This is a genomic window from Isoptericola sp. AK164 (assembly GCF_029643425.1).
GTDB classification, from domain to species: domain Bacteria; phylum Actinomycetota; class Actinomycetes; order Actinomycetales; family Cellulomonadaceae; genus Isoptericola; species Isoptericola haloaureus.
In genome coordinates this window covers 3416475-3440378 of sequence record NZ_CP119106.1, presented here as the reverse complement: position 1 = coordinate 3440378, position 23904 = coordinate 3416475, and the positions used below count along the sequence as shown (strand labels likewise).

Sequence of the window (23904 nt, the reverse complement as noted above, 5' to 3'; positions counted from 1 at the left end):
CCGGTCACGAGTCCCCGGAATACCGGACGCTTGCCCGGGGCTTGTGCCTGACGTGCCTCCGACGTCGACGTCCGTGGGCCTGCGCTCCGAGCGCGGGCCGATCCTGCTGTCCCTCATGCTGTCCACGGCCCTGGTGGCCCTGGACGCGACGATCATCGCCACGGCGTCGGCCACGATCGCCCGGGAGCTCGGGGCGTTCGAGCAGGTGCCGTGGCTCTTCTCGTCCTACCTGCTGGCCCAGGCGGTCAGCACGCCGTTGGCGGGCCGGCTGTCGGACATCGTCGGACGCAAGCGGGCGATCCTCGCGGGCGTCGGGCTGTTCTTCCTGGGCTCCGTGCTCTGCGGTGCCGCGTGGTCCATGGGGGCCCTCGTGGCGGGGCGGGTGCTGCAGGGCCTCGGGGCGGGCGCGGTGATGCCGGTCTCCCAGACGATAGCCGCCGACATCTACACGCTCGAGGAGCGCGCCAGGACGCAGGGCTACCTGGCCTCGGTGTGGGCGATCTCCTCCGTCGTCGGACCGACCCTCGGCGGGGTGTTCTCCGAGTTCCTCTCCTGGCGGTGGATCTTCTGGATCAACGTCCCGCTGTGCCTCCTGGCGGCCTGGATGCTGATCCGCCGCTACCACGAGTCCCCGCTCGGCGGTCGGCGCGAGCCTGTGGACTACGTGGGCGCCGCGCTGCTGACGGCGGGCAGCGCCCTGCTGCTCCTCGGGCTGCTCGAGGGGGGCACCTCCTGGGCGTGGCTGTCGGCGCCCTCGATCGGCGTGCTCACGGTCGCCGTCGTCCTGCTGGCGGTCTTCGCCCGGCACGTGCGGCGCGTCGCCCACCCGATCCTGGACCTGCGGCTGCTGCGGCGCCGGGTGATCGGCGTGGCCACGGCGATCTCGCTGGTGGTGGGCATGGTGGTCCTGGGACTGGTCACCTACGTGCCGATCTACGCCCAGGGGGTGCTGGGTTTCGGGCCGCTGCTGGCGGGCTTCGCGCTCGCGGCGATGATGGTGGGCTGGCCGCTGTCGGCGACGAACGCCGGGCGGCTCTACCTGCGTCTCGGCTTCCGGCTCACCGCGATGATCGGCTCGGCGCTGGTGGTCCTCGGCACGGCGTCGACGCTGCTGCTGGGTGCCGACTCGCCGTTGGTGGCGGTGATGGGCACGACGTTCCTCGTCGGTACCGGCATGGGGCTGACGGCGGTGCCGACGCTCATCGCCGCGCAGTCGTCGGTGGACCACGGCGTCCGCGGTGCGGTCACCGGGGTGAACATCTTCGCCCGGTCCCTGGGCTCGGCGCTCGGCGTCGCCGTCTGCGGCGCGATCGTCAACTCCGTCGCGGCGGTGGGTCCCGACGGCACCCCGTCCGGGCCCGACCTCATGGACGCGATCCGCCTGGTGTTCGTCGTGGTCGCGGTCTCCGGCGTCCTGATCGCGGTGCTGGCGGTGTTCCTGCCCGCCGACCGTCAGGCCGCCCGCGAGCGCCGTGCCGCCGGTGGCCGCGACGCTGCGGGCTAGTGCTGCCGAGGTGTTGTGCGCGGGGTCCGACGGCGCTACCTTACACAGTAAGGGGCGTGCGCCCCGGAAGGGGAGGACCTCCATGTGGCACTGGATCGCCGGCCTCGTCGGAGGCCTGCTGGCCCTGGCGCTCGCCGCCGTCGTCGGCCTCGTCGTCTCGATGCGCACCAAGTGGCAGCCGGGGCTGCGCCTCGTCCGGCGCCTCAACAAGCGGTTCACCAACCCGCGCGTGCTGGCCACGGCCGGTCGTCCCGGGGGGTCCGCGGCGGTGATCCGACACGTGGGCCGCCGCTCCGGGCGGTCCTACGCGACGCCGATCGGTGTGGAGGTCGGCGACGGCGTCCTGGTCACCCTGCTGCCCTACGGCCCGACGACGGACTGGGTGCGCAACGTCCTCGCGGCCGGCGGCGCCCAGGTCACGGTCCAGGGCCGGACCTCAGAGGTGACAGACCCCCGCGTCGTACCCGTCGCCGAGGCGTCCGCGCTGCTCCCGGCGGGGGAGCGCCGGCTGGCCGCGGTGTTCGGCGCGACGGAGGTCCTGCTGCTGACGCCCGCCGTGTGAGCCGACGCGGCGCCCCGCCGTCCGGCCGGTTCTTCGTTCGTCCGGAGATCCGACGCGTTCCGTGGGAGACTTCCGGACACCGGGTCGGACGTGCCGTACGCATCGGTACCTCGCGCATGCGGGGGTGGTGCGGTCATCCGCCGGGAGACGGGGGGAGTGGTCAGCATGGCGCCGGAAGGAACGACCGGAGGGGTTCGCGTCGCACGCCAGGGCGCTCTCTGGGTGATGTGGGGCGACATCGACTTCAGCGTCACGCACGCCGTGCGGGACCAGCTCGCGGCCACGCTCGACGGCCGGCCCAAGACGGTGGACCTGACCCGCGTGACGTTCATGGACTCCTCGGGGCTGCACCTGATCCTCATGGAGGTCACCCCCGAGAGGCGACCCGTGCTCGTCGGGACCCCGGACGGCGTCCGCGACCTGCTCGAGCTGAGCGGTGCGATGGAGCTGGTCGACCTCGTCGACGAGCTGCCGCCGCCCGACCCGTCGGGCGGACCGGCGCCAGGACCCGCGCCGATCCCTCCGATCGCCGGCTAGACCCGCCGCCGTCGCGGCGGACGGCCCACCATGCTGGAGCACGCGAGAAGGGACTGCCGTGACCGTACGACAGGACGACGAGCTGCCGAACACGCCCCCGCCCGCCCAGTTCGACGAGGTGGCCCGCTGGACGCTGAGCGAGGTCGAGGAGGTCGCCGGTCTGCGGGCCGACCTCCAGGCGCGGCTGGGTGCTGACGGCTCGGGCGACCTGGCCGCCGTGACGGAGAAGCTCGTGCTGATCGTCTCGGAGCTGGCGACCAACGCCGTGCGGCACGGTCTGCCTCCGACGGTGGTCCGGCTGATGCACGGCACCGACGGCGACTGGCTGCTCGACGTGGCCGACCACGACGTGTCCTCCCCGCCCGTGCCCGCCGGCGACCGGGACCCGGGGCACGGGGGCCTGGGTCTGCGGATCGCCCGGCGTCTCTCGCTCGCCGTGGGGTGGTACACCACCGAGACCGCGAAGCACGTCTGGGCGACCGTGCCGGGTCCGGTTCCGGCGGCGACCCCGGCCGAGTGATCCCGGGCTACGCCGCGCGCTGACCGAGCCACGGGGCCAGCGCGTCCTCGCTGCCCAGCCATGCGAGCCCGCCGTCGGCGATCTCGTCCGAGGCGGCCAGGGCCGCCTGGAACGCCGCGGTCAGCCGCGCGCGCAGGGCCTCGCCCTCGTCCACGGTGCCGGCGCCGACCACGACGATCCGGGTGTGCGGGGCGGCGCCCGCCGCGACCTCGTCCCACGTGCCGAGGTCCGCGATGCACAGCTGGCCGCCCGCGCCGTCCCACAGGCACAGCGAGTCCGGCCGGTTGGCCACGGAGAAGGCGCCGCGCGAGCGCAGGCGTCCGGTGCCGAGCTCCTCGACCTGGTCCAGGAGCCGCTCGGGGTGGAACGGCCGGGACGAGGTGAGCTCGAGGCTCCAGCTCCGGTCGACGTCGGTGCCCCCGGCCGGGCCGCGACCGGGGGCGAGCGCCCCGCGGGCACCCAGGGGGTGGGCGCGGCGCTCGGCGGTCTCGCTGCGGTGCCGGAACGCCGCGAGCTGGTCCACGACGAGGGCGTGCAGCCCGTCGACCCGCCGTGAGTCGGCGCCGCGCAGGCGGTCGACGAGCCCCGAGCCGGTGGCGTCGGTGCCGCTGGTGACGACGACGTCGGCCTGCTCGAGCTGGGTGGCCAGGGCCTCGCCGACGCCGCGCTCGTCGTCGTCGGTCAGGGCCAGGCCGCGCTCCGCGCACCAGTCGTCGCCGAGCAGGTCGTCCTCGACGGAGGCGAGGTCGACCACGACGCCGCTGCTGGCCAGGCGCAGGTTCTCGAGCTCGCCGCCGGGCTCGCACATCGCCGCCAGGCCGCGGGTGATCGGCAGCGGCTCGGCCGTCACGGGCAGGGCGAGCACGACGTCGGTCCAGCGGCCGGTCGCGGCCAGCCGGGCGATCGTGGGGACCGCGTCCTCGCGCACGCAGCACGAGACGCAGGCGTGCTCCAGGGGGAGCGTCTCGTCCTCGACGACGCCGGTCACGTCCACCACGACACGGCGCAGGGCGCTCTCGGCGATCAGCAGGTCGTGCTTGATCGTGACGGTGCTCGGGGCGTCGAAGGCGAGCCCGGTCAGGGCGCTGTCCCGCAGCACGGGGTCGACGCCGACGAGGACGCTGAGCGAGGTGTGGAGGTCCGGCATGGGAATCTTCCTAGATTGAGAATCATTATCAGCAGTGGTTCACTGTAGCCCACGCCGCGTGGCTGTCCAGCGCGCCGGCACGTCCTGAGAGGAGATCCACATGTCCGCCCACTGTCAGGTGCACGGCACCTCGCCGGGCTTCGGGCACTCCGTCTCGCACTCCCACGTGCGGACGAAGCGACGGTTCGACCCGAACATCCAGACCAAGCGCTACTGGGTGCCGTCCCTGGGGCGGAAGGTCACGCTGCGGGTCAGCGCCCGCGGCATCAAGACCATCGACCGCCGCGGCATCGACGCGGTCGTCGCCGACATCCTCGCCCGAGGGGAGAAGGTCTGATGGCCCAGCGCACCGACCTGCGACCCATCGTCAAGCTGCGCTCCACGGCCGGCACCGGGTTTACGTACGTGACCCGCAAGAACCGCCGCACCACCCCCGACCGGCTCGTGCTGCGCAAGTACGACCCGGTGGTGCGCCGCCACGTCGAGTTCAAGGAGACCCGCTGATGGCCAAGAAGTCGAAGATCGCCGCGGAGGCCCGCCGCCGCGAGACGGTCGAGAAGTACGCCGAGCGGCGCGCCGAGCTCCAGCGCGTCATCGCCTCGCCGTCGTCCACCGACGCCGAGCGTGCCGTGGCGACGATGGAGCTGCGCCGTCAGCCGCGCGACGCCAGCCGCACCCGGCTGCGCAACCGCGACGTCGTGGACGGCCGTCCGCGCGCCTACCACCGCAAGTTCGGGCTCTCCCGCATCCGGCTGCGCCAGATGGCGCACCGCGGCGAGCTGCCCGGCGTGACCAAGTCGAGCTGGTGATCACCGCCGTGAAGAAGGACATCCACCCCACCTACGGCCCGGTCGTGTTCCGCGACGCGGGTGCCGGGTTCGCGTTCCTGACCCGGTCCACGCTCGCCGGGGACACCCCCTCCGGTCCGGGTCGGCCCACCGCGACGATCGAGTGGACCGACGGCAACACCTACCCGGTGATCGACGTCGAGATCTCCAGCGCGAGCCACCCGTTCTGGACCGGCAGCGCCCGCGTCGTCGACACCGCCGGCCGGGTCGAGAAGTTCCGCCGACGCTACGGAAAGGCAGACGCCCGATGAAGGTCCGTTCCTCCCTGCGGTCCCTGAAGAACCAGCCGGGATCCAAGGTCGTGCGCCGTCGCGGGCGCACCTACGTCATCAACAGGCTCCACCCGAAGTTCAAGGCCCGCCAGGGCTGAGGAGGACATCATGGCCGTCCCGAAGCGCAAGACGTCCCGGTCACGCACCCGCAGCCGCCGGGCGCAATGGAAGACGACCGCACCCGCCCTGGTGCCGGTCGACGCCGGCGGTCGGACCGTGCAGGTCCCGCCCCGGCTGGCCCGCGCGGTCCGCGAGGGGAGGGTCGACGTGCCGTGACCGGGTGCTGGCAGACTCCCGCTCATGACCGTGCTCGTCGAACCCGCCGGTGAGGCCGAGATCGAGGCGGGTGCCCGGCTGATCGCCGAGTCGTTCCGGGACGACGCCGTCGTGCGCCGGATCGTCCCGGGCGACCACGACCGGGTCGCACGCCTGACCGACGTCTACACCGCGGCGCTGCGCACGGGTGCCTGCGTGTCCGGGACCGTCGACGTCGCCCGCGCCGGTCCCGGCGGACCGATCCTCGGAGTAGCCGCGTGGGAGGGGCCGGAGCGACGGCGTCACCTGCCGACCGAGCTGCGGGAGCTCCCGCGCTACCTGCGGGCGCTCGGGCTGCGGCACCTGCCCGCGGTGAGGTCCCGCCTGGCCCGCTGGGCGCGGCAGCGCCCGGCGACGGCGCACTGGTACCTGGCGGACCTCGCCGTGAGTCCCGCGGCCCGTGGCCGCGGCGTGGGCTCTGCCCTGATCGCGCACCGGCTGGGCGTCGTCGACGCGCAGGCCCGACCTGCGTACCTGGAGGCCACCGGTCCCGGCAACCAGCGTCTCTACGAGCGCTTCGGCTTCCGCGCCCAGGGCCCGGTCGCGGACGACGCCGACGCACCGGTCGGCATGCTGCGGCCCGCCGCGGAGGAGTGACCCGCCCGATCACCGGCCCCGCGTTCCCGGACCCTCGCTCAGTACTCCTCGTACACCGCAGGGTCCTGGTCGTTGTTCCGGCCGTCGGGGCGGGCGAGCCCCGCGACGGCCGCCATCTCCTCGGCGGAGAGCTCTAGGTCGGCGGCCTCGAGGTTCTGGCGCTGCCGGTCCGGCGAGGTCGCCTTGGGCAGGGGCAGCACGCCGAGCCCGACGTGCCAGGCCAGGATCACCTGCGCCACGGTCACGCCGCGGTCCGCGGCGATCCGGGTCAGCACCGGCTCGTCCAGCAGGCTGTTGGCGCGCCCGAGCGGGCTCCACGCCTCGGTGACGATCCCGCGAGCGGCGTCGGCGGCGCGCTGCTCGGCCTGGGGGAAGTAGGGGTGCAGCTCGACCTGGTTCACCACGGGCGTCACCCCCGTCTCGGCCACGAGGCGGTCGACGTGCTCGGGCAGGAAGTTCGACACCCCGATGTGGCGCACGAGGCCGCGCTCGCGGGCCTCGATCAGCGCCCCCCAGGCCTCGACGTACCGGTCCTGCGACGGGTTCGGCCAGTGGATCAGGTACAGGTCGAGGTGGTCCAGGCCCGTGCGGTAGACGCTCTCCTCGATCGTGGCGACGGCCGCGTCGTGGGCGTGGTGCCGCCCGGGCAGCTTGGAGGTGACGATCACCTCGTCGCGCGGGACCCCGGAGGCCCGGACGGCGGCGCCGACCGCCCCCTCGTTCTCGTAGTTGAACGCGGAGTCCAGCAGCCGGTAGCCGGCGTCCAGCGCCGCGGCGACCGTGCGCACGCCGTGCTCGCCGCGCAGGGCGGCGGTGCCGAACCCGACGGGCGGCAGGCTCAGGTCAGCGCTCGGCGAGCGCGGCGTCGACGGCATCGAGGAAGTCGTCCAGGTCGTCGGGGGTGCGGGAGGTGATGAGCGTCCAGCCCTCGGCCGGGTCCACGATCACGGGGGCGTCCTTCCAGGAGGCGCCGGCATTGCGCAGGTCCGTCTCGAGGGACGGGTACGACGTCGCGGTCTTGCCGGGGACGACGCCGGCCTCGACGAGCAGCCACGGTCCGTGGCAGATCGCCGCGACGGGCCGCCCGGACCGGGTGAAGGACCGCACGATCTCGGTCGCGGCGGGCTGCCGCCGCAGCGTGTCGGCGTTGAGGGTGCCGCCGGGCACGAGCAGCAGGTCGAAGCCGGCCGGGTCGACGTCGTCGAGCGTCACGTCCGGGGTGACCGTGCGGCCGGGGTCCTTGTCGCCCACGAGCGTGGCGACGTCGTCGGACGTCGCGGCGGCGACGGTGACGACGGCGCCGCTGTCGCGCAGGTGCTCCAGCGGGACGACGAGCTCGTCCTGCTCCACGCCGTAGTTCGACACGACGGCCAGGACGGTGCGGTCGGTGAGGTCGGTCGCCATGGTTCGCTCCTCTCCTCGGGGGCTCCCCACGGTAGGAGGCTGCTCAGGTATCCGCGCGGCGAGCCCCGCGCCGCCGGCTCAGCCTCCGGCGGTGTCGCGCCGCGTGAGCTCGACGACCGGGATGTGCCGGTCGGTGGCGCGTTCGTACGTCGCGAACTGGGACGCGGAGTCCTTGATGCGCCCCCACACCTCGTCCCGCTCGGGGCCCTGCAGCTCGCGGGCGCGCACCGGGACGGTCTCGCCGTCCACGACGATCTCAACGTCGTCCGGCCGGGCGGCGAGGTTGAGGTACCAGGCGGGGTTGGTGGCCGCGCCGTTGGCGGAGGCGACGACGTACCACCGGTCCTCGCCACCGGGGAACCAGGCCAGCGGGATGGTGCGCGGCTGCCCGCTGCGCCGTCCCACCGTCGTCAGGGCCAGCAGGCGCATCCCCAGCACCCGGCCGCCGCGGCGTCGGATGCGGCGCAGCGCCAGACCGTTGAACCAGCGCACGAGCCGACCCGGCTTGCGCGCTCCGCGGGTGCCGGTCGAGTGGCTGAAGGTCATCGGGTCTCCGATCGTCGACGACCTCCACCCTACGCAGCGCCCCGCTCAGGTCTGCAGGACGGCGTGCTGCGTCGTCGTGCTCTGGGGCAGGTGCCCGAGGAACCAGTCGCGGGCCAGCACGGCCGCCTGGTCCAGCGTGCCGGGCTCCTCGAAGAGGTGCGTCGCACCGGGCACCACCGACAGCTCGTTCTCGCACCGCAGCCGACGCTGGGCCCGACGGTTGAGGTCCAGCACGCACGGATCCTCGCTCCCGACCAGGAGCAGGGTCGGCGCCCTGACCTCGTGCATCCAGTCCGCGGCCAGGTCGGGCCGGCCCCCGCGGGAGACGACGGCGGAGACGTCGTGGCCGAGCTGCGCGGCGGCGCGCAGGGCGGCGGCGGCACCGGTGCTCGCTCCGAAGTACCCGATCGGGAAGTCGTCCCACCCCTGCTCGGCGCGCAGCCACCAGGTCGCGTCCACCAGCCGGGCCGCCATGCGCCGGATGTCGAACACCATCGGCCGCTCCCACTCCTCGCGGGCGGTCAGCAGGTCGAACAGCAGGGTGCCCAGTCCCGCCTCGTTGAGCACCTGAGCGACGTGCCGGTTGCGCGGGCTGTGCCGGCTGCTGCCGCTGCCGTGCGCGAAGACGACCAGTCCCACGGGGCGGTCCGGGACGGTGAGCTGTCCGTTCAGCATGACGGCGCCGGCCCGGATCTCGACGGCCTCGTCCCGTGGAGCCGGAGGATCTGCCGGGTCCCCGACCGGGTCGTCGGGGTGGTTCGCCGCCCGGTCGAGCAGCTCCATGACCTGCCCGTCGTCGACCTGCCGGAAGTCGGCGTACCACTCGCCCACGGCGCGGAAGCCGCGGGGGCTCTCCACGAAGACCACCTCATCTGCCACCTCCTTCAGGGCGTCGAGCGCCGGGGCGGCCCCCACGGGCACGGCGACGACGACCCGTGCCGCGCCGCGCTCCCGCGCGACGAGGCAGGCCGTGCGGGCCGTCGACCCGGTCGCGACGCCGTCGTCCACGACGACGGCCGTCCGGCCCTCGATCGGGACCAGCGGGTGGTCGCGCCGGATCCGGAACAGCCGTCGCTCGAGCTCTGCGCGCTCGGTGGCCTCGGCGCCCGCGAGCTCCTCGGCCGTGATCTGGGCGCGTCGGACGACCTCGTCGTCCACGACGCGCACGTCGCCCTCACCGACCGCACCCATCGCCAGCTCGGGCTGGAAAGGGACGCCGAGCTTGCGCACGACGATCACGTCGAGCGGCGCGTCCAGCGCGACGGCGACCTCGAACGCCACGGGGACCCCGCCCCGGGGGAGGCCGAGGACGACGACGTCCTCGTCGCGCAGCCCGGCGAGCGCCTCGGCGAGGCGCCGTCCGGCCTGGGTGCGGTCGGTGAAGGGCATGACTCCACGATGCGCTGCGGCGGTGCGGGGCAGAAGGGCCGTTGGTCCCGAATCGGCAGGGGACTCGGGTCCCTCCGTCGCGCACCTGTGGACCGCGGGGTCGGCGAGCGGCAGGATGGTGGCGAGGCCGAAGGTGACGAGACCGACCGGTGGAGGTCCACGATGGACGTCGAGAAGAGCAGCGAGAAGAAGAGCAAGAGCGAGCTCCAGAAGCTCTACAAGGCGGTGATGTTCGCGCTCGTCGTCGCGGCGGTCACCAAGGAGCTGCAGAAGGATCCCGCGGACCGCGAGTGGCACGGGACCGTGGCCGGGTTCGTCCCCTACGAGTTCCGGATCCCGACCTTCGCGCGGGCCAAGGAACGGCTGTGGGACCCGGAGGCCGAGCACGTCATCGGCCCGCAGGTCTTCGGCGTCGGGTGGACCGTCAACATCGGTCGTGTCGTCGCGGTGGTCAAGGACCGCTTCGCCGACTGACGGGCCGGCACGGGCTCCCTCAGCAGGGTGTCCCTCACGCGGCCGCTCCGGTCTGGCTGCCGACCTGGCCCCCGGCACGGACATCGGCCGCGCGTCCGACCGGCCGACCCGACCGGTCGGTGAAGTCCCAGCGCCCCGAGCGCCAGCGCATGCTGATGCCCCGTCCGTCGACGTGCTCGTGGTGGTGCCAGCACAGCAGCGCGGCGTTGTCGACGCTCGTCCTTCCGCCGTCGGCCCAGTGGGTGACGGCGTGGTGGACCTCGCACCGGGACGGCGGCTCCGAGCATCCCGGCCAGGTGCAGCGTCGGTCGCGCGCGATCACCGCCCGCCGGAGCTGACCGGTGACCGTGCGTCGTCGTCGCCCGACGTCCAGGGCCGCGCCGTCCGGGCCGAAGACGATGCGGGAGATCTCGCCGTCACAGGCCAGCCGGCGCAGGACGGAGGCGGGGACCGGGCCGCGGCCGTCGGCGAAGGTCGCGACACCGGTCTCGTCGACGACGCGTCGGGCGTCGACCCGCCGGTCGTCGAGGCGCCGTGACGGCGGCGGTGCCGCCGTGCCGCTGGTGCTGTCGACGGTGGCCGGGCCCGAGAGCAGGTCATGCAGCTCGCCGTAGGAGACCATGACGCTCAGGTGCGGCCGGACGGCAGCCCCGCCGCCGACTGCCCCGTGGTCCAGGACGGTCCGGGCCAGGTCCGCGATGCCCTGGGCGCGTCGCTGCGTGGAGGTGCGGGTGTCGTCCGCCGCCGGTGCCCCGACGACGCCGTCCAGCGCGGCCCGCAGCGCCTGGCCGTGCTCCTCGGTGAGGAACCCGGCCACGTGGTAGCCGTCCCAGGTCGGCGAGACCTCGAAGAACTCCTTCTCGCGGGCGCGGGCGTACCCGCGCTCGTCCGACTCCGGGTCGGCGACGTGCGCGAACCGGCGCACGAGGCGGCGGAAGGCCCCGACCGGGTATCGGGCGGCGAGCCCGAGCAGGTACTGCTCGCCGGTGGGCGGGGTCCGTGCGGCCGGACCGGCCTCGACGTCAGCGGCGGCGTCGGGGTCGGTCGACCCCGGCTCGAGCTCCCCCGGTGCGAGACCCGCGACCGGTGCGGCCAGCGCCTCGCGGCGGGCCGTGGAGGTCGGCGCGACGTCCACCATCACGCGCAGGTGGTCCGATCCCAGGTCGCCCTGGCGGGCGGCCGCGGCGCTGACGGGCAGGACGTCCTGCAGCGTCCGGGCCGTGCGGGCCTCCCGGCGGGCCGTCGCGAGGGCGACGTCCTCGGTCCGCGAGAGCCAGTGCGCGAACGACCGTGACCCGTCCAGCGCCCAGGTCCCCTCGTCCTCCAGGCGCGCCAGCAGGCGCAGCCGGACCGCGGCGACGCGCTCCTGGACGGCCCGCAGGCGGGCGCTGAGGTCGGACAGGGCGACGTCGTCCGTCGCGAGAGGGCCGTCGCCGGCCGTGAGCGCCTCGACGGCCGACTCCAGCTGGGCGAGGGCCTGGTGCGGCGACATGGCGGGCGACCTCCTTTCCGGGGACCGGGCGACGTCGCGGGGGGCGCGGCGCCTGGCACGAATCTATCGAACATGCGTACGAACAGCCAGGTCGGCGGACGCTTCCGTGCACATCTGTGGAGGAGCGGAATGTCCACAGGCCCAGCGTCCTGCGGCGACCGCACGCGGGCGGGGACCCCGGACCGTGCGGTGGCCGCGAGGCGTGGGCCGCGTGCGGTCGGCCAGGCCCCGGCGGGGCCGGACTCCGTCGTTCACGGGCGTGTGGAACGCTGGGTGGATGAGCGCGTCCCAGCCCTTGCCCGACCTGCCGTTCGCCGAGCTGCACCTGCACCTCGAGGGGACCCTCGAACCCGAGCTCGTCCTGGAGCTGGCCGAGCGCAACGCCGTCACGCTGCCCTTCGCCGACGTCGACGCGCTGCGCCGCGCCTACGCGTTCAGCGACCTGCAGTCCTTCCTGGACCTCTACTACGCGAACATGGCCGTGCTGCGCACGCCCGAGGACTTCGCGGACATGACCCGTGCCTACCTGGCCCGTGCCGCGAGGGGCGGGGTGCGCCACGCCGAGGTGATGATCGACCCGCAGGCGCACCTCGTCCGCGGCGTGCCGCTCGAGGCCGTCATGGAGGGCGTCGACGACGCGCTGTCCACCAGCGAGCGCGACCACGGGGTCTCGACGGCGCTCTTCGCCGCGTTCCTGCGCGACCGCCCCGAGGGCGAGGCCCTCGACGTGCTCCACCACCTGCTCGGCATGCACGCCCCGATCACCGGCATCGGGCTGGACTCCGCCGAGGCCGGCCACCCGCCGTCGGACTTCGTCCGCCTGTACGACCGGGCACGCGCCGAGGGTCTGCACCTCATCGCGCACGCCGGGGAGGAGGGGCCGCCGGCGTACGTCGTCGAGGCCCTGGACGTGCTCGGCGTGGACCGGATCGACCACGGCGTCCGCTCGCTGGAGGACGACGCCCTGGTCGAGCGGCTGGTCGCCGAGCAGGTGCCGCTGACCGTGTGCCCGCTGTCGAACGTGGCGCTGCGCGGCGTCGACCGGCTGGAGGACCACCCGGTGCTCGACATGCTCGACCGGGGGCTCAACGTGTCGGTCCACTCCGACGACCCCGCGTACTTCGGCGGCTACCTCGACGACAACCTCGCGGCCCTGACCGACTCCCTGGGGATGACGACGGAGCAGCGGGCGCGCCTCGCGGCCCACTCGATCCGCTCCGCCGTCCTGCCCGCCGACCGGCGCGCCGCCCTGCTGGCGGAGGTCGAACCGGACCCGACGTGACAGGGTGGTCACCATGACCTGGGCGCGCACCCTGATCATTCGGCCGGCGGTCCCGTGCTGACCGCGCTCGCGGCGCTCCCGATCGTCGCGATCCTCGTGCTCATGGTCGCGGTCAGGTGGTCCGCGGCCGCGGCGGGAGCCACCGCGGCCGTCGGCGCGATGGTGCTCGCGCTCACCGCCTTCGACTTCGGCGGCACGGGCTTTCCGTTCGGGCCCCTCGAGGGGATCGTCGGGGTGCTCGCAACCGCGGCCTGGGTGGCCCTGACGGTGATGCTGATCATCGGCCCGGCGCTCGGCATCCACCACCTGCAGCAGCGCACCGGCGCCACCAAGGCGCTCGAGGCCGGACTGGCCCGCATCACGCCCGACCCGCGGGTCGCGGCGCTGCTCATCGTCTGGTTCTTCTGCCTGCTCATCGAGGGCGCCGCCGGGTTCGGCACCCCGGTGGCGCTCGCGGCCCCGTTCCTCGTGGCCGCCGGGTTCAAGCCGGTCACCGCCGTCGTCGGCGCCATGGTCGGCCACGCCTCCGCGGTGCCGTTCGCCGCCGTCGGCACCCCCACGCTCGCCCAGCTGGCCATCGTCGACTACGCGCCCCGCGAGCTCTCCTGGGCGGTGGCCCCGTACATGGCCGTCGCGGGGCTGGTGCTCGCGTTCGTCGTCGCGCGTCTCGTCGGCACCCTGCTGCCCGCCGCGGGTCCGCCGTGGACGTGGATGGCGGTCGCCTACGTCGCGTTCTTCGCCCCGAACCTCCTCATCGCACGGTTCGTGGGGCCCGAGCTGCCGTCCCTGATCGGGGCGATCGGCGGGGCGATCGTCTTCGTGCTGGTGGTGCGGTGGGTGATCCGACGACGTTCCCACGTGTCCCGGGCCGCGGCGGTCGGCGCGCTGCAGGCCGAGGAGGACGCCGAGGAGACCGTCGTCGAGGCCGCCGCCGAGGAGCACGCCCCGCCGATGAGCTTCCTCGCCGCGACCGCGCCCTACCTGGTGCTCGTCGTCCTCGTGCTCGTCACGCGGCTGGTCGGGCCCGTCCAGGACACCGCCCGGTCGGTGGTGTGGCGGTGGGAGCTGTTCGGCCACTTCTCCGAGAGCATCGAGCCGCTGTACCACCCCGGCCTGCTGCTGGCGCTGTCCTTCGTCGCCGGCGCCCTGTGGCAGCGCGCCGCCCCGGCCGACATGGGTGCCGCCTTCCGCCGCGCCACGCTCCAGGTGGTCCCGGTGTTCGTCGCCCTGGTGGCGATGGTGACGGTCGCGTTCACCATGTCCGAGTCCGGGATGACCACCCAGCTCGCCGTCGCCGCCGCCGGTGCCGGAGCGTTGTGGCCCGTGCTCTCGCCGTTCGTCGGTGCGCTCGGCACCTTCATGACGGGGTCCGCCACGGCGTCCAACATCCTGTTCACCGAGTTCCAGGACCAGACGGCGCTCGCGGCGGACCTCGACCCGGTGCCGTTGCTCGGGGCGCAGGGCTCCGGGGCCGCGATCGGCAACATCATCTGTCCGCACAACGTCGTCGCGGCCGCCGCGACCGTGGGTCTCGGCGGCCGCGAGGGCCAGGTGCTGCGCCAGGCGCTGCCGGTCGCCGCGGTGTGCCTGGTGCTCATCGGCGCGATGGCCTGGGTGATCGTCTGACCGCCCTCAGCGCACGCTGGACCAGCCCGGGACCTCGCCGGTGTGCGGGGTCCTCCCGGGGACGCGGTCCCTGCCGACCGGCTCGACGCGACGGTCGTTCGCCACCGTCCGGTCGCAGGACGTCGGCTGCTCCGGGGTCGGCAGCGTGACCTGCCCGCCGTCCGGCACCCCGGAGAACGTGGCCACGAGCACGGTCGGCGCGTCCGCGGGGTTCCACGCGGTGTGGACCTTGGTGCCGGGGTCGAGGAACGCGTCACCGGTCGTGTAGCCGCGCTCGACGCAGTCCGACGCCTGCTGGTAGACGAGATCTCCCTCGACGACGGACACCACGACCGGGCCGGGGTGGGTGTGCCAGGGGAAGCGCGCCCCGGGCTGCACGGTGATCCGGGCGACCACGAGGTGCCCGGCGTCCCGGACGCGGATCACCTCGCGACGTTCCCCGGACAGCTTGCGCGTGAAGGTCACGCCGACGTCGTCCGGAAACCCGGCGTGGCCGGCGAGCACCTCGACGGCGATCGGCGGCGGGGCGCCGTCGTCCGTGGTCGCGTTCGCCGTGGTCACGGTGGTGGCCATGACGAGCGTGGCGAGGAGCACCGCGGTCCGACGGCGGAGGCGGTGCAGCGGGGTCGTGCGGAGTCGGACGGTCATGGCGTCTCCCGGGGAGCGGGGGCCGGCCGTGCGCCGGCCCGTTCCTCCTAGCCTTCGACGGCGGGTGCGGGCTGCCCATACGACATCCGTCGTATCCGTGCTCCGGCCCGTACCTGAGGGCGCGAGCTGCTGGGCGGCGTCCTACCGTGGAGTCGGGCGACCCGGGAGGACCGATGACGCACATCGACCCCACGACGGACGACTACGCGGTGCTGCGCGACATCCTCGATCTGGCCGATCCGCGGCGGCATCCGCCGTCGGTCGACGTGGTGGGCGAGATCCTGCGGCACCTCGAGGCGTTGCTGCGGTCCGATGGCGTGGCCTTTCACGCGATGGACGTACGCGACTTCTCCCTCCAGCACGCGCAGGAGTCGTTCATGGGTGAGCTCTACGTGGCCGGGCCGGAGGGGCTGGGCCCACCGGACGTCGAGGCCGACGGGTGCCAGGTGCTCCTCGACCACTGGTGGACCTCGACGTGCAGCCTCATCGAGCGCACGGCGGCGCCCGTGGCGACGAGCATCCGGGAGCACTACAGCGAGCGGCGCTGGGCGCAGCACCCGGTGCGCCGGGACTACCTGCGTTACGACGACGAGATCCTCCTCGGCTACCCGGACGGGCCGTGGAAGTCCCTGCGCCTGCTGGCCGGGCGCGAGGGCGGCCCGATCTTCTCCGACCGCGAACTCACGATCTGCCGGCTCCTGCTGCCCTGGCTGCGTGATGTGCTCGCCGCCGTCGTCGTCCCGCCCCCGCCGCCGGCCGGCTGCCTGACCGAGCGGCAGGTGGAGATCCTGCGCCTGGTCGAGCTGGGCATGTCGAACGCGGAGATCGGCGCGGCGCTGACGATCTCGCCCACGACGGTGCGTACCCACCTGGAGCACGCGTTCGAGCGCCTCGGTGTGACCTCGCGGATGGCCGCGGTCGCCGCGGCGTTCGGCGGGCCGCTCGTCCCGGCACCGAGCGCCGGCGGCTGAGCCCGCCGCGACGGGGACTCGATCCTCGGGTCGTATCAGCCCGCCCGTGCGGTGGCTCCCTGCCAGGAAGAGCGACCGCACGGCCCGACGTGGCCGGGACGCCACCCGACCACGCGTGACCGGTGGAGGACCTGCCGGAGGTGGGGGATGCGACGACACACCAGCCGGGCGACGGCACTGCTGCTGGGAGCGCTGCTCGTCGCCGGATGCACCGCACCGGTGGACGACGACGGCGCGAGCCCCACGCCGTCCGACACCGCGGTCGACGGCGGCACCTCGGCGCCGCTCGACCCCGACGTCGCCGGTGAACCGCCGCTCGAGGGCGGTGAGGAGCCGCCGCTGCCGCCGGACGACGCCGGCCCGACGCTGACCATCGTGGGGCTCCCCGCGGGCGGCGGGGCGGCCGGCCTCGTGGACGACGCCTGGTGCGGGGCGATCGCCGTCGGTCAGGCTCCGCCCGACGGCGTGGAGCTTGAGGTCACCGGGCTGCGGACCGACCCGGGGGGCCTGGAGACACCCGCTCTGGCGTGCCAGGACGTCCCGGCGTGCCTCGGCAGCACGCTGAGCCAGGAGCAGCACCTCTGCGCCGTCGCCGTCGTCCCGCCGCCGGGGGCCGACCAGGTGCGGGTCGCTGTCGACGTCCGCCTGGAGTGCGCGGAGGTCACGGCGTGCGAGGAGTACCGGGCGTCCGTGACGCCGGGCTTCTGGTGGGTCCTCGACCGACCTCTCGAGGCCGGGCCGGCGACCGCGCCGAGCGATCCCGAGGTGCCGGACGAGCCGGAGGGAGCGGACGAGCCGGAGGGACCGGACGAGCCGGAGGGGGAGGGCTCGCCGTGACCCCGTCCCCCGACGCCGGCACGGTCGGGCGCGTCGGCGCGTTGCTCGGCTCGATCGTGGCACCGGCGACCCTGGTCACCGGCATCCTGTTCTACTTCGGCTACGTCTCGACGCGGGCCTACTTCCTGTACTTCGGCGTCGACGTCGACGTGCTCGGCTTCGGCACCCAGGACTACGTGATGCGCAGCCCGCAGCCGCTGCTCGTGCCGATGCTGCTCGTGCTCGTGGTGGGCGCCCTGCTGGTGCTGGGCGACGCGGCCGTGCGTCGCCGTGCCGCCCGGGCGTCGTCCCCGGTGGTCGGACACATGGTGCGCGTGGCCGTGGTCGGAGGTTCCGTGGTGCTGGTCGTCGGGCTCGGTCTCATGCTGGCCTACCCGGCACTGGGCGGCTGGGCGCTGTTCCCCCTCGTGGCCCCGCTGGTCCTCGCCGCCGGTGCCGCCCTGCTCGCCTACGGGCTGTCGTGGGCCCGGCACCGCGCCGAGGCGACCCACCGCGCCGAGGTCACCGGGCACGGCCACGAGGCGACGCAGACGGCCGGCGGGCCCGAGCCCGGGAGGGCGGCGGTCCTGCTGCTCGTCCTGACGGTGCTGGCCGCGGTGTTCTGGGCCACCGCCACGGTGGCGCAGTGGTCGGGGACCGACCGCGCCAAGGCGCGGGCCGCCGACCTGAGCACGCTGCCCGCCGTCGTGCTCGACACGCCGCAACGGATGTTCACGGGCGACGACACCATCGCCGAGACCCGCCTGGAGAACGGCGACCCCGGGGAGCCCGCCTACCGCTACCGCGGGCTGCGGCTGCTCGTCGAGGGGGCCGGGGTGCTGTTCCTCGTGCCGGAGGTCTGGACCGAGCACGGCTCGACCTTCGCCGTGCCGATGGACGACGTCCGGGTGCGGTTCCGGTTCGTCAACGACCCGCCGTGAGTCCCGGTCGCCGCGAAGCGGTCGGCATAGCTGCGTACGTCGCGGTACCAGGCGCAGGTGTCGTCCGCCGGGACGGTCGCGTCTCCGAGCGCCGCCTCCACGGCGAGCACGGCGCGGACGTGGGCGACCCGGTCGGCGACCAGGACCCGGTGCTCCCGGTCCCGCAGCGTGACCGCGTCGGCGAAGTCGCTCCGGTCGCCGCCGCGCCGGAGCCCTTCGCGCAGCGTGGCCTCCAGGTCGTCGTGGACCGCGGCGTACCGCGCCCCCAGGCGCGGCGACAGCCGACCCGCGTCCGGCCCGGAGACGCCCATGCGGCGGAGGTAGCGGTCGAGCGGGTCGCCGTCGGCGTGCAGCGTGCCGCTGCGGATGGCCGTCCAGAACCCGACCGTCAGGGCCGTCCGCTCCCGGCCGGCGTCGCCGGCCGACAGGTGGCCCGCACGGGCACGGTGGAGCGCCTCGAGCGTCCTCCAGTAGGCGGTGTCCGCCAGCAGGTCGACCAGGGCGTCCCGTCGGGCGGCCAGGGCGGCGCCCGTCGTCACCGTCACCTCCGCGAGCGCGGCCAGGGCTTGCGCGGGCCGCGGGCAGGGCAGCCATCGTCCGGCGGTCGGCGTGGGCTGCGGTGTGGGCTCAGGGTCCGCCGGTGCGGACGCCGTCTCTTCCTCCGGGAACTGTCGTGGAGCGAGTGCCGAAGCCTGCGACGCCGGTCCGGTGCTCGTGACCGCATCGCCGGGTAGGCCGAGGAGGCTCACGACCAGCACGGCCGCCACGACGGCCGTGTGCAGCCGGTGAGCGCCGTCGCCGGTAGGTGGTGCTGGGTGGACCATGGAACGCTCCGCGGACCGTGGCGCCGTCGTGGGCACGACGCCGGGTGCTCCTGCACGCTAGGCACGAGGACGTGCCCGCCGGGGGTCGTCCGGGCACGACGGGTAGCGGAGCGGTCCGGATGAGTAGCCGGCGGTCGCGAGCGGTCCTCACGCCGGTCGGAGCGTGGCGACGAGCGCGTCGCGATGGTGCACCCCGAGGTGGTCGTAGACGTGCTGCAGGTGGTTCTCCACGGTCCGGCGCGACAGCGAGAACCGTGCCGCGGCCTCGGCCGGCGTGGCGCCGTCGACCACGGCCCAGGCGATCTCGCGCTGCCGGGGCGTCGGGGTCCTGGGGAGCCACCACGGCTCGGCGCCGTCCCAGCGGTGCAGGAGGCGCAGCACGGCGGCGCGCGCGGTGCCACGCACCGCGGCGTCGAGGTCGTCACGGCGGCACACGGCTCCGAGGAGGCGCAGCGCCGGCGTGACCAGGCCGCCGGCCTCGAGGCGTGCTGCGACCTCGACCGACGCCGACGCGTCGTCGGTGACCCGCGCGGCGGCCGCGGCGTGCGCCAAGGCGCTGATGCCGCCGATCTCCGCGGGCAGACCGGTGGCCACCAGCTCGTGCACGGCGCGCGGTACGACCTCGGCCGGCCCGCACTCGAGGTACACGAGCGCGAGGTACCCGAACCGTCGGGAGGCGAGGCAGCGTCCGACGACGGTCGCGGCGTCCGGTCCGGGCGGTGCGCCTGTCCCCTCGGCGTCGGCGAGGAGGCACCGTGCACGCCAGGTCAGCAGCTCGAGCGGGTCCGGACCGGGGTCGTCGGGGTCCACGAGGGTCGCGGCGGCCTCCCGGGCGGTCGCGACGTCGCCCCGGTAGACCAGCGACCCCGCGTGCGTGGCGTGCTGCAGCTCGGCGAAGCGGAACGGTCCGGGGCCACCGGTACCCGGGGGCGTGCTGGACATCCACACGCTCTCGCGGACGCGGCCGGTGCTGGTCACCAGCAGTCCCATGCTGCCGCCGACCATCGAGATCAGCTCGACGTCGTGACTGGCACGGGCCAGGGAGAACGCCTCGGCGGCGTGCCGTGCCGTGGCGTCGCCGTCGCCGGACTGCAGCGCCAGCCAGGCGCGGGTGAACGGCACCTGGGTGCGCATCGGGTCGGACACGGGCAGGGCGTCGGCCGAGCGCACGAGGGCCGGCAGGTGTGCGCGGCCCTGGTCGGGACCCAGCGTGTTGGCCACCAGGATCGCGACCCCCGACCTGGTCTCGGTCGCGGCCGGCGAACCGTCCGGCAGCGCGGTGATCGCCGCGGCGAGCGCCAGCGGGTCGGCGTCCGGGGGCAGCGGCCGGTAGGTCCACAGCCAGAGCGTGGAGCGCAGCACGAGCGTCCGCGCGTCGTCGCCCGGCAGGTCGGCGAACCGTGCGACCACCCGGTGCGCCCGCTCGAGGTCTCCCAGGGCGACCCCGTGGAAGCGCACCGCCCAGTGCGCGGCGGCGACGTGCTCGGAGGTCCCCTCCAGCGCGAGCCGCTCGAGCCGTGGCAGGGCCTCGTCCAGGCGGCCCTCGAGCGCGAGCGCCTGGGTCTCGACCAGCTCGCGGACCTCGCCGTCGAGACGCTCGGCGACGGCGTGGGCGGTCGCCGTGTCCCCGTGCGCGACGGCGCGGCGCGCGGTGCGCTCGAGCAGCGCGGCCGGGACCGGGCGGGCGGCGCGGTCGTGCCACTCGACGACCAGCCGCGGCGCGACGTCGGCGTCGGGCCGACGGGCGAGCTCGTCGAGGAGCGTGCCGTAGATCAGGTGGTGCCGGGCTTCTCCGGCGTGCAGCAGCCAGGCGCGGCGCAGCGGGTGGTCGACCCGCAGCACGTCGCCCGACGGGTCCACCAGTCCGAGAGACTCCAGCGCGACGAGCTCCTCCTGCCACCGGGCGAGGAGGTCGGCCGGCACGGGTTCCGCGGCCGCGACCAGCTCGAGGACCTCGCGCAGCCGCGGCGGGAGCACGCGGCAGGCCCGGCCGACCAGGACCTCCAGCGCCGGTGCGTCGCGGAGGTCCTCGACGCCGTCGAGCGCGGCCCGGGTCAGCTCACGGACGTAGAGCGGGTTGCCGCCCGACAACGCGGTGATGGCGGCGAGCCGCTGGTCCGGCACCGACCGGTGCCCCGCCCAGTGCCGGACCAGCCGTGCCGTGGAGTCGCCGTCGAGCACGTCGAGCGTGATGCGTCGGACGGCGGACTCGGTGACCAGCGCCTCGAGGTCGTCGGGGAGGGTGGTGGCGTTCCGCTGCGTCGCGGCGAGCCGTACGACCCCTGCGAGGACGGCTTGCCGGACCACGGTCGCCGTCGCAGCGTCGACGTGCTGGGCGTCGTCGATCCACAGGACCAGTCCCGGACGTGCGGACCAGGCGCGCAGCACGGCGGCCACCGTCTGCGGGAGCGGGTCACCGTCGGCGATGAGGCCGAGCGGTGCGAGCGTGCCGAACGGGTGTGCCGCCGTCGTCGGAGCGGCCAGGACGCGCTCGATCGGTGCGTGCACGCGCCCGCCGCCGAGAACGTCGCGCACGAGATACGTCTTGCCGATGCCCGCCGGTCCGGACAGCACGACCGAGTCGCCCGAGGAGAGGGCGGCCTCCAGGGCTGCTCTCTCCCGGTCGCGACCGATCAGCGGCGGCTCGAACACGGATCCCCCCGGGCCGGTGTCCCTCCATGACCGCGTGGACCGCGATGCCCCGCAACCGGGGCGGCCGTGGGCGGCCGGGTGAATGTTCGCGACGTGGCCACGGAGAGCGCCACCGCGTCGTCACCCGGGGACCGGCGCGGCCCCCAGCTGCCACTACCGCGCTGAGCCGACGCGGGCTGTGCCGAGGTCGAGGACGACGTAGCCGTGTCCGTCGAGCTCCACCACGCCGGCCTCGGTCCGCACGCCCCGACCGACGAGCGGCGTGGCGTCGGCCGCGCCCGGCAGGGGCAGCTCGACCGGGTGCCGGCCGGGGTTGAGCACGACGGCGAGCGACCCGCCGTAGGTCGCCGATGCCGTCGCCGTCGGCGTCCGCGAAGCTCTGCGGGTAGATCTGGTGGAGCACCGTCCGGTCGAGGCGGCTCGCCAAGTCTCTGCGGGGATGTCGGACCCTCGTGGACCTGATCCGGGGTCGTGGCGACCACGGTGCTCCTCCTTCGGCGGGGTGGGCGGGGCTCTCCCGCCCACCTGCTGGCGTCGGCCGGGGCGGGTCCCGGGAGGCGCACCTCCGGGACCCGCCCCTCAGCCGGATGCGACGTCACTCGGCGTGCGACGACCTGCGCCCGGAGGAGCCGAACTCCTCCATCTCCATCAGCGGGCGCAGCGAGTCCTCCACGGCGCCGTCGGCGACGTAGTCATGCATCGCGTCGTCCGCGAGCGCGTTGCCGAGTGCCGCCATGATCATGCCCTGGTCGAGGGCGAGGTAGCGCTCGGAGACCTGCCCGGAGCGCACCGCGACGGCGTCGTAGAAGCCGCCCGGGCCGTAGGCGTCGAAGTCCCGTGCGATGTTGCGCAGGTTCTTGACGGCCTCCTGCGGCGCGTACCGCAGGGCCAGGAACGAGGCGTGCGGGGTGACGACGCCGTCGCCGTACTCGGTCGGGGCCTCGGAGCCCTCCCGGCAGCCCTCGTACGGCTGGTCCACGGAGGTGCGCTCCTGGTCGGAGGTGTATCCGGGGCCGTCCATGCCGAGCTGGTCGACGCCGTACTCGCGGTAGCCGCCGGCGGGGTCGTTCGACGGCGAGAAGCCCCAGTAGCCGTAGTCGGCCTCCTCGAGGCCGTGCTCGATCTGCCCCTGGACGTACAGCGGGCGGTTGACGGAACGGTAGACCGATGCATCGCATCCACGGCAAGGAGCCCGAGCCTCCGCCGTGACGACGGTGGCCCGGGCTCCCGGGGCAGAGGTGCGGCGTCAGCTCGGGACGACGGTGCCCTTCCACTCGTACTTGCGGTTGGGCTCGTCGATCGGCGTCTGGGCCAGGTGGTTCGTGTAGTTGGACATCACCTTCTGGGCGATGCCCAGGACGATCTCCAGCACCTGACGCTGGGTGAAGCCGGCGTTCAGGAACGTCTGCACGGTCGCGTCGTCGACCTCGCCGCGCTGACGGACCATGGCCAGCGTGAACGTCCGCAGCGCCTCGAGGTGCGGGTCGTGCAGCGGGGTGCCGTCGCGCAGCGCGTCGATGACCTCGTCGTCGACCCCCATGCCCTTGGCGATCGCCGTGTGGGCCGGAACGCAGTAGTGGCAGGAGTGCTCGACGTTGATCGACTGCCAGACGACCGTGATCTCGTCGGCGTCGAAGCTGGTGGAGCTCTGGAAGAGGCCGTGGAGCTTCTGGTAGCCCTCGAGCAGACCGGGGGCTTCCGCCATCACCGCGTGCAGCCCGGGGATCCGCCCGAAGCTGCGCTTCGAGGTGTCCAGCAGCTCCTGGCTCTCGGCCGGGGCCGTGCTCTCGTCGTGCAGCGTGAAGTCGACCATGGGTCTCTCCTTGTCGTCGCCGTGTGCTGCGTACCCTCTATTCTGTACCGAGCGGTACCAAATAATGCAAGCGCTGCTCCCGACGGTCGATGGGCGCTCGTAGGATGGGGTGATGGGCGTGCAGGAGAGGGCTCCCGCCGGGCGCCCGCGGTCGTTCGACGAGGAGTCGGTCCTCGCGGAGCTGACGGCGCTCTTCTGGCGGCAGGGCTACGGACAGACCTCGATGGCCGACATCGTGGCGGCCAGCGGGGTCCACAAGCCGAGCCTGTACCGCGCCTTCGGGGGCAAGGACGAGCTGTTCACCACGGTGCTGCGCCGCTACCTGCGGGAACGCATGGAGATGTTCACGCGGCTGATCGCCGAGGCCGGTCCGGGCGTCGACGGCGTGCACCGGTTCCTGGACCTCGTCGGCGTCGACGCCGCCTCCGAGCGCGGACGGGACGGGTGCCTGATGGTGATGTCGTCCAACGAGCTGCGCGGCACGCTGGGCGACTACGACTTCGGAGCCGACTACCGCCGGCAGATGCACGAGGTGCTGGGCACCCTCGTCCGGCGCACGCTTCCGGGCGCGCCGGACGACGACGTGGTGCTGCGGCTCCGCACCGACCTGCTCACGACCCACCTGCTGGGCCTGCACGTCGTCATGCGGTCCGGGGCCTCGTCCGAGGAGATCGGACGCTGCCTCGCCGCCATGCACCACGTCGTCGACACGTGGTGACCGGCG

The 23904-nt window shown here is 74.3% G+C and carries 29 protein-coding genes; 18 read left to right on the top strand and 11 right to left on the bottom strand.

Going from position 1 to position 23904, the window contains the following annotated elements; genetic code table 11:
* The first annotated feature begins 73 nt into the window (after window positions 1–73).
* The 4 genes from PO879_RS15690 (at window position 74) to PO879_RS15675 (ending at window position 3123) form a co-directional block, all read left to right on the top strand.
* The gene (locus PO879_RS15690) at window positions 74–1504 is read left to right on the top strand and encodes an MDR family MFS transporter (protein ID WP_278235788.1); all 1431 of its coding nucleotides are present in this window, start codon (window positions 74–76) and stop codon (window positions 1502–1504) included.
* Between the two features lie 82 nt (window positions 1505–1586).
* Window positions 1587–2066 carry a nitroreductase family deazaflavin-dependent oxidoreductase gene (locus PO879_RS15685; RefSeq protein WP_278235787.1) on the top strand — a complete coding sequence of 160 codons (480 nt, stop codon included), beginning with the start codon at window positions 1587–1589 and terminating at the stop codon, window positions 2064–2066.
* A 225-nt stretch (window positions 2067–2291) separates the two neighbouring features.
* On the top strand, window positions 2292–2603 hold the full coding sequence (locus PO879_RS15680; RefSeq protein ID WP_278235786.1) for an STAS domain-containing protein: 312 nt from the start codon (window positions 2292–2294) through the stop codon (window positions 2601–2603).
* Between the two features lie 58 nt (window positions 2604–2661).
* Window positions 2662–3123 (top strand): ATP-binding protein, encoded by a 462-nt coding sequence (locus PO879_RS15675; RefSeq protein WP_278235785.1) that lies wholly within the window; start codon window positions 2662–2664, stop codon window positions 3121–3123.
* A 7-nt stretch (window positions 3124–3130) separates the two neighbouring features.
* On the opposite strand, the gene PO879_RS15670 is transcribed toward PO879_RS15675, so the two are convergent.
* Complete coding sequence (locus PO879_RS15670) at window positions 3131–4270, bottom strand: GTP-binding protein (RefSeq protein ID WP_278235784.1); 1140 nt, start codon at window positions 4268–4270, stop codon at window positions 3131–3133.
* 100 nt (window positions 4271–4370) lie between these two features.
* On the opposite strand from PO879_RS15670, the gene rpmB reads away from it, so the two are divergent.
* The 7 genes from rpmB to PO879_RS15635 are packed head-to-tail and all read left to right on the top strand — an operon-like array spanning window position 4371 to window position 6302.
* Window positions 4371–4607, top strand: coding sequence for a 50S ribosomal protein L28 (gene rpmB / locus PO879_RS15665; protein ID WP_278235783.1), 237 nt, complete (start codon window positions 4371–4373; stop codon window positions 4605–4607).
* On the top strand, window positions 4607–4774 hold the full coding sequence (rpmG, locus tag PO879_RS15660; RefSeq protein ID WP_278235782.1) for a 50S ribosomal protein L33: 168 nt from the start codon (window positions 4607–4609) through the stop codon (window positions 4772–4774). Before rpmB ends, rpmG begins: the two co-directional genes overlap by 1 nt.
* The gene (rpsN, locus tag PO879_RS15655; protein WP_278235781.1) at window positions 4774–5079 is read left to right on the top strand and encodes a 30S ribosomal protein S14; all 306 of its coding nucleotides are present in this window, start codon (window positions 4774–4776) and stop codon (window positions 5077–5079) included. Before rpmG ends, rpsN begins: the two co-directional genes overlap by 1 nt.
* Window positions 5080–5087: 8 nt before the next feature.
* Window positions 5088–5369, top strand: coding sequence for a type B 50S ribosomal protein L31 (locus tag PO879_RS15650; RefSeq protein ID WP_278237570.1), 282 nt, complete (start codon window positions 5088–5090; stop codon window positions 5367–5369).
* Window positions 5366–5488 (top strand): type B 50S ribosomal protein L36, encoded by a 123-nt coding sequence (ykgO, locus tag PO879_RS15645; RefSeq protein ID WP_278235780.1) that lies wholly within the window; start codon window positions 5366–5368, stop codon window positions 5486–5488. Before PO879_RS15650 ends, ykgO begins: the two co-directional genes overlap by 4 nt.
* Before the next feature lie 10 nt (window positions 5489–5498).
* Window positions 5499–5666 carry a 50S ribosomal protein L32 gene (rpmF, locus tag PO879_RS15640; RefSeq protein WP_278235779.1) on the top strand — a complete coding sequence of 56 codons (168 nt, stop codon included), beginning with the start codon at window positions 5499–5501 and terminating at the stop codon, window positions 5664–5666.
* 24 nt (window positions 5667–5690) lie between these two features.
* Window positions 5691–6302 (top strand): GNAT family N-acetyltransferase, encoded by a 612-nt coding sequence (locus PO879_RS15635; RefSeq protein ID WP_278235778.1) that lies wholly within the window; start codon window positions 5691–5693, stop codon window positions 6300–6302.
* Window positions 6303–6340: 38 nt separating this feature from the next.
* Here PO879_RS15635 and PO879_RS15630 read toward each other — a convergent pair whose 3' ends face one another.
* From PO879_RS15630 to PO879_RS15615, 4 genes are all read right to left on the bottom strand, one after another.
* The gene (locus tag PO879_RS15630; protein ID WP_278235777.1) at window positions 6341–7177 is read right to left on the bottom strand and encodes an aldo/keto reductase; all 837 of its coding nucleotides are present in this window, start codon (window positions 7175–7177) and stop codon (window positions 6341–6343) included.
* Window positions 7146–7706 carry a type 1 glutamine amidotransferase domain-containing protein gene (locus PO879_RS15625; RefSeq protein WP_278235776.1) on the bottom strand — a complete coding sequence of 187 codons (561 nt, stop codon included), beginning with the start codon at window positions 7704–7706 and terminating at the stop codon, window positions 7146–7148. Before PO879_RS15625 ends, PO879_RS15630 begins: the two co-directional genes overlap by 32 nt.
* A 78-nt stretch (window positions 7707–7784) precedes the next feature.
* Entirely contained in the window at window positions 7785–8252 is a 468-nt protein-coding gene (locus PO879_RS15620; RefSeq protein WP_278235775.1) for a nitroreductase/quinone reductase family protein, read from the bottom strand.
* A gap of 45 nt (window positions 8253–8297) precedes the next feature.
* Window positions 8298–9641: a phosphoribosyltransferase family protein gene (locus tag PO879_RS15615; protein WP_278235774.1), complete on the bottom strand. Its 1344-nt coding sequence runs from the start codon at window positions 9639–9641 to the stop codon at window positions 8298–8300.
* A gap of 162 nt (window positions 9642–9803) precedes the next feature.
* Here PO879_RS15615 and PO879_RS15610 point away from each other — a divergent pair, with 162 nt between their 5' ends.
* On the top strand, window positions 9804–10115 hold the full coding sequence (locus PO879_RS15610) for a DUF5808 domain-containing protein (RefSeq protein ID WP_278235773.1): 312 nt from the start codon (window positions 9804–9806) through the stop codon (window positions 10113–10115).
* Between the two features lie 34 nt (window positions 10116–10149).
* Here PO879_RS15610 and PO879_RS15605 read toward each other — a convergent pair whose 3' ends face one another.
* Window positions 10150–11607 (bottom strand): HNH endonuclease signature motif containing protein, encoded by a 1458-nt coding sequence (locus PO879_RS15605; protein ID WP_278235772.1) that lies wholly within the window; start codon window positions 11605–11607, stop codon window positions 10150–10152.
* A gap of 277 nt (window positions 11608–11884) precedes the next feature.
* Between PO879_RS15605 and PO879_RS15600 the strand changes: the two genes are divergently transcribed.
* Window positions 11885–12889: an adenosine deaminase gene (locus PO879_RS15600; RefSeq protein WP_278235771.1), complete on the top strand. Its 1005-nt coding sequence runs from the start codon at window positions 11885–11887 to the stop codon at window positions 12887–12889.
* 54 nt (window positions 12890–12943) lie between these two features.
* Window positions 12944–14515, top strand: coding sequence for an L-lactate permease (locus tag PO879_RS15595; RefSeq protein WP_278235770.1), 1572 nt, complete (start codon window positions 12944–12946; stop codon window positions 14513–14515).
* A gap of 6 nt (window positions 14516–14521) precedes the next feature.
* Here PO879_RS15595 and PO879_RS15590 read toward each other — a convergent pair whose 3' ends face one another.
* Window positions 14522–15163: a cupin domain-containing protein gene (locus PO879_RS15590; protein WP_278235769.1), complete on the bottom strand. Its 642-nt coding sequence runs from the start codon at window positions 15161–15163 to the stop codon at window positions 14522–14524.
* A 173-nt stretch (window positions 15164–15336) separates the two neighbouring features.
* On the opposite strand from PO879_RS15590, the gene PO879_RS15585 reads away from it, so the two are divergent.
* From PO879_RS15585 to PO879_RS15575, 3 genes are all read left to right on the top strand, one after another.
* Window positions 15337–16134, top strand: coding sequence for a helix-turn-helix transcriptional regulator (locus PO879_RS15585; protein ID WP_278235768.1), 798 nt, complete (start codon window positions 15337–15339; stop codon window positions 16132–16134).
* Window positions 16135–16281: 147 nt separating this feature from the next.
* Window positions 16282–16971 (top strand): hypothetical protein, encoded by a 690-nt coding sequence (locus PO879_RS15580; protein ID WP_278235767.1) that lies wholly within the window; start codon window positions 16282–16284, stop codon window positions 16969–16971.
* On the top strand, window positions 16968–17891 hold the full coding sequence (locus PO879_RS15575; protein ID WP_278235766.1) for a hypothetical protein: 924 nt from the start codon (window positions 16968–16970) through the stop codon (window positions 17889–17891). Before PO879_RS15580 ends, PO879_RS15575 begins: the two co-directional genes overlap by 4 nt.
* 971 nt (window positions 17892–18862) lie before the next feature.
* Here the strand turns inward: PO879_RS15575 and PO879_RS15570 are convergent.
* From PO879_RS15570 to PO879_RS15555, 4 genes are all read right to left on the bottom strand, one after another.
* Window positions 18863–21367: an AAA family ATPase gene (locus PO879_RS15570; protein WP_278235765.1), complete on the bottom strand. Its 2505-nt coding sequence runs from the start codon at window positions 21365–21367 to the stop codon at window positions 18863–18865.
* Window positions 21368–21520: 153 nt separating this feature from the next.
* On the bottom strand, window positions 21521–21688 hold the full coding sequence (locus PO879_RS15565) for a hypothetical protein (protein ID WP_278235764.1): 168 nt from the start codon (window positions 21686–21688) through the stop codon (window positions 21521–21523).
* Window positions 21689–21962: 274 nt separating this feature from the next.
* Entirely contained in the window at window positions 21963–22490 is a 528-nt protein-coding gene (locus tag PO879_RS15560) for a glucoamylase family protein (RefSeq protein ID WP_278237569.1), read from the bottom strand.
* A gap of 123 nt (window positions 22491–22613) precedes the next feature.
* Complete coding sequence (locus PO879_RS15555) at window positions 22614–23180, bottom strand: carboxymuconolactone decarboxylase family protein (protein ID WP_278235763.1); 567 nt, start codon at window positions 23178–23180, stop codon at window positions 22614–22616.
* 112 nt (window positions 23181–23292) lie between these two features.
* Here PO879_RS15555 and PO879_RS15550 point away from each other — a divergent pair, with 112 nt between their 5' ends.
* Entirely contained in the window at window positions 23293–23898 is a 606-nt protein-coding gene (locus PO879_RS15550; RefSeq protein WP_278235762.1) for a TetR/AcrR family transcriptional regulator, read from the top strand.
* The last annotated feature ends 6 nt before the right edge of the window (window positions 23899–23904 follow it).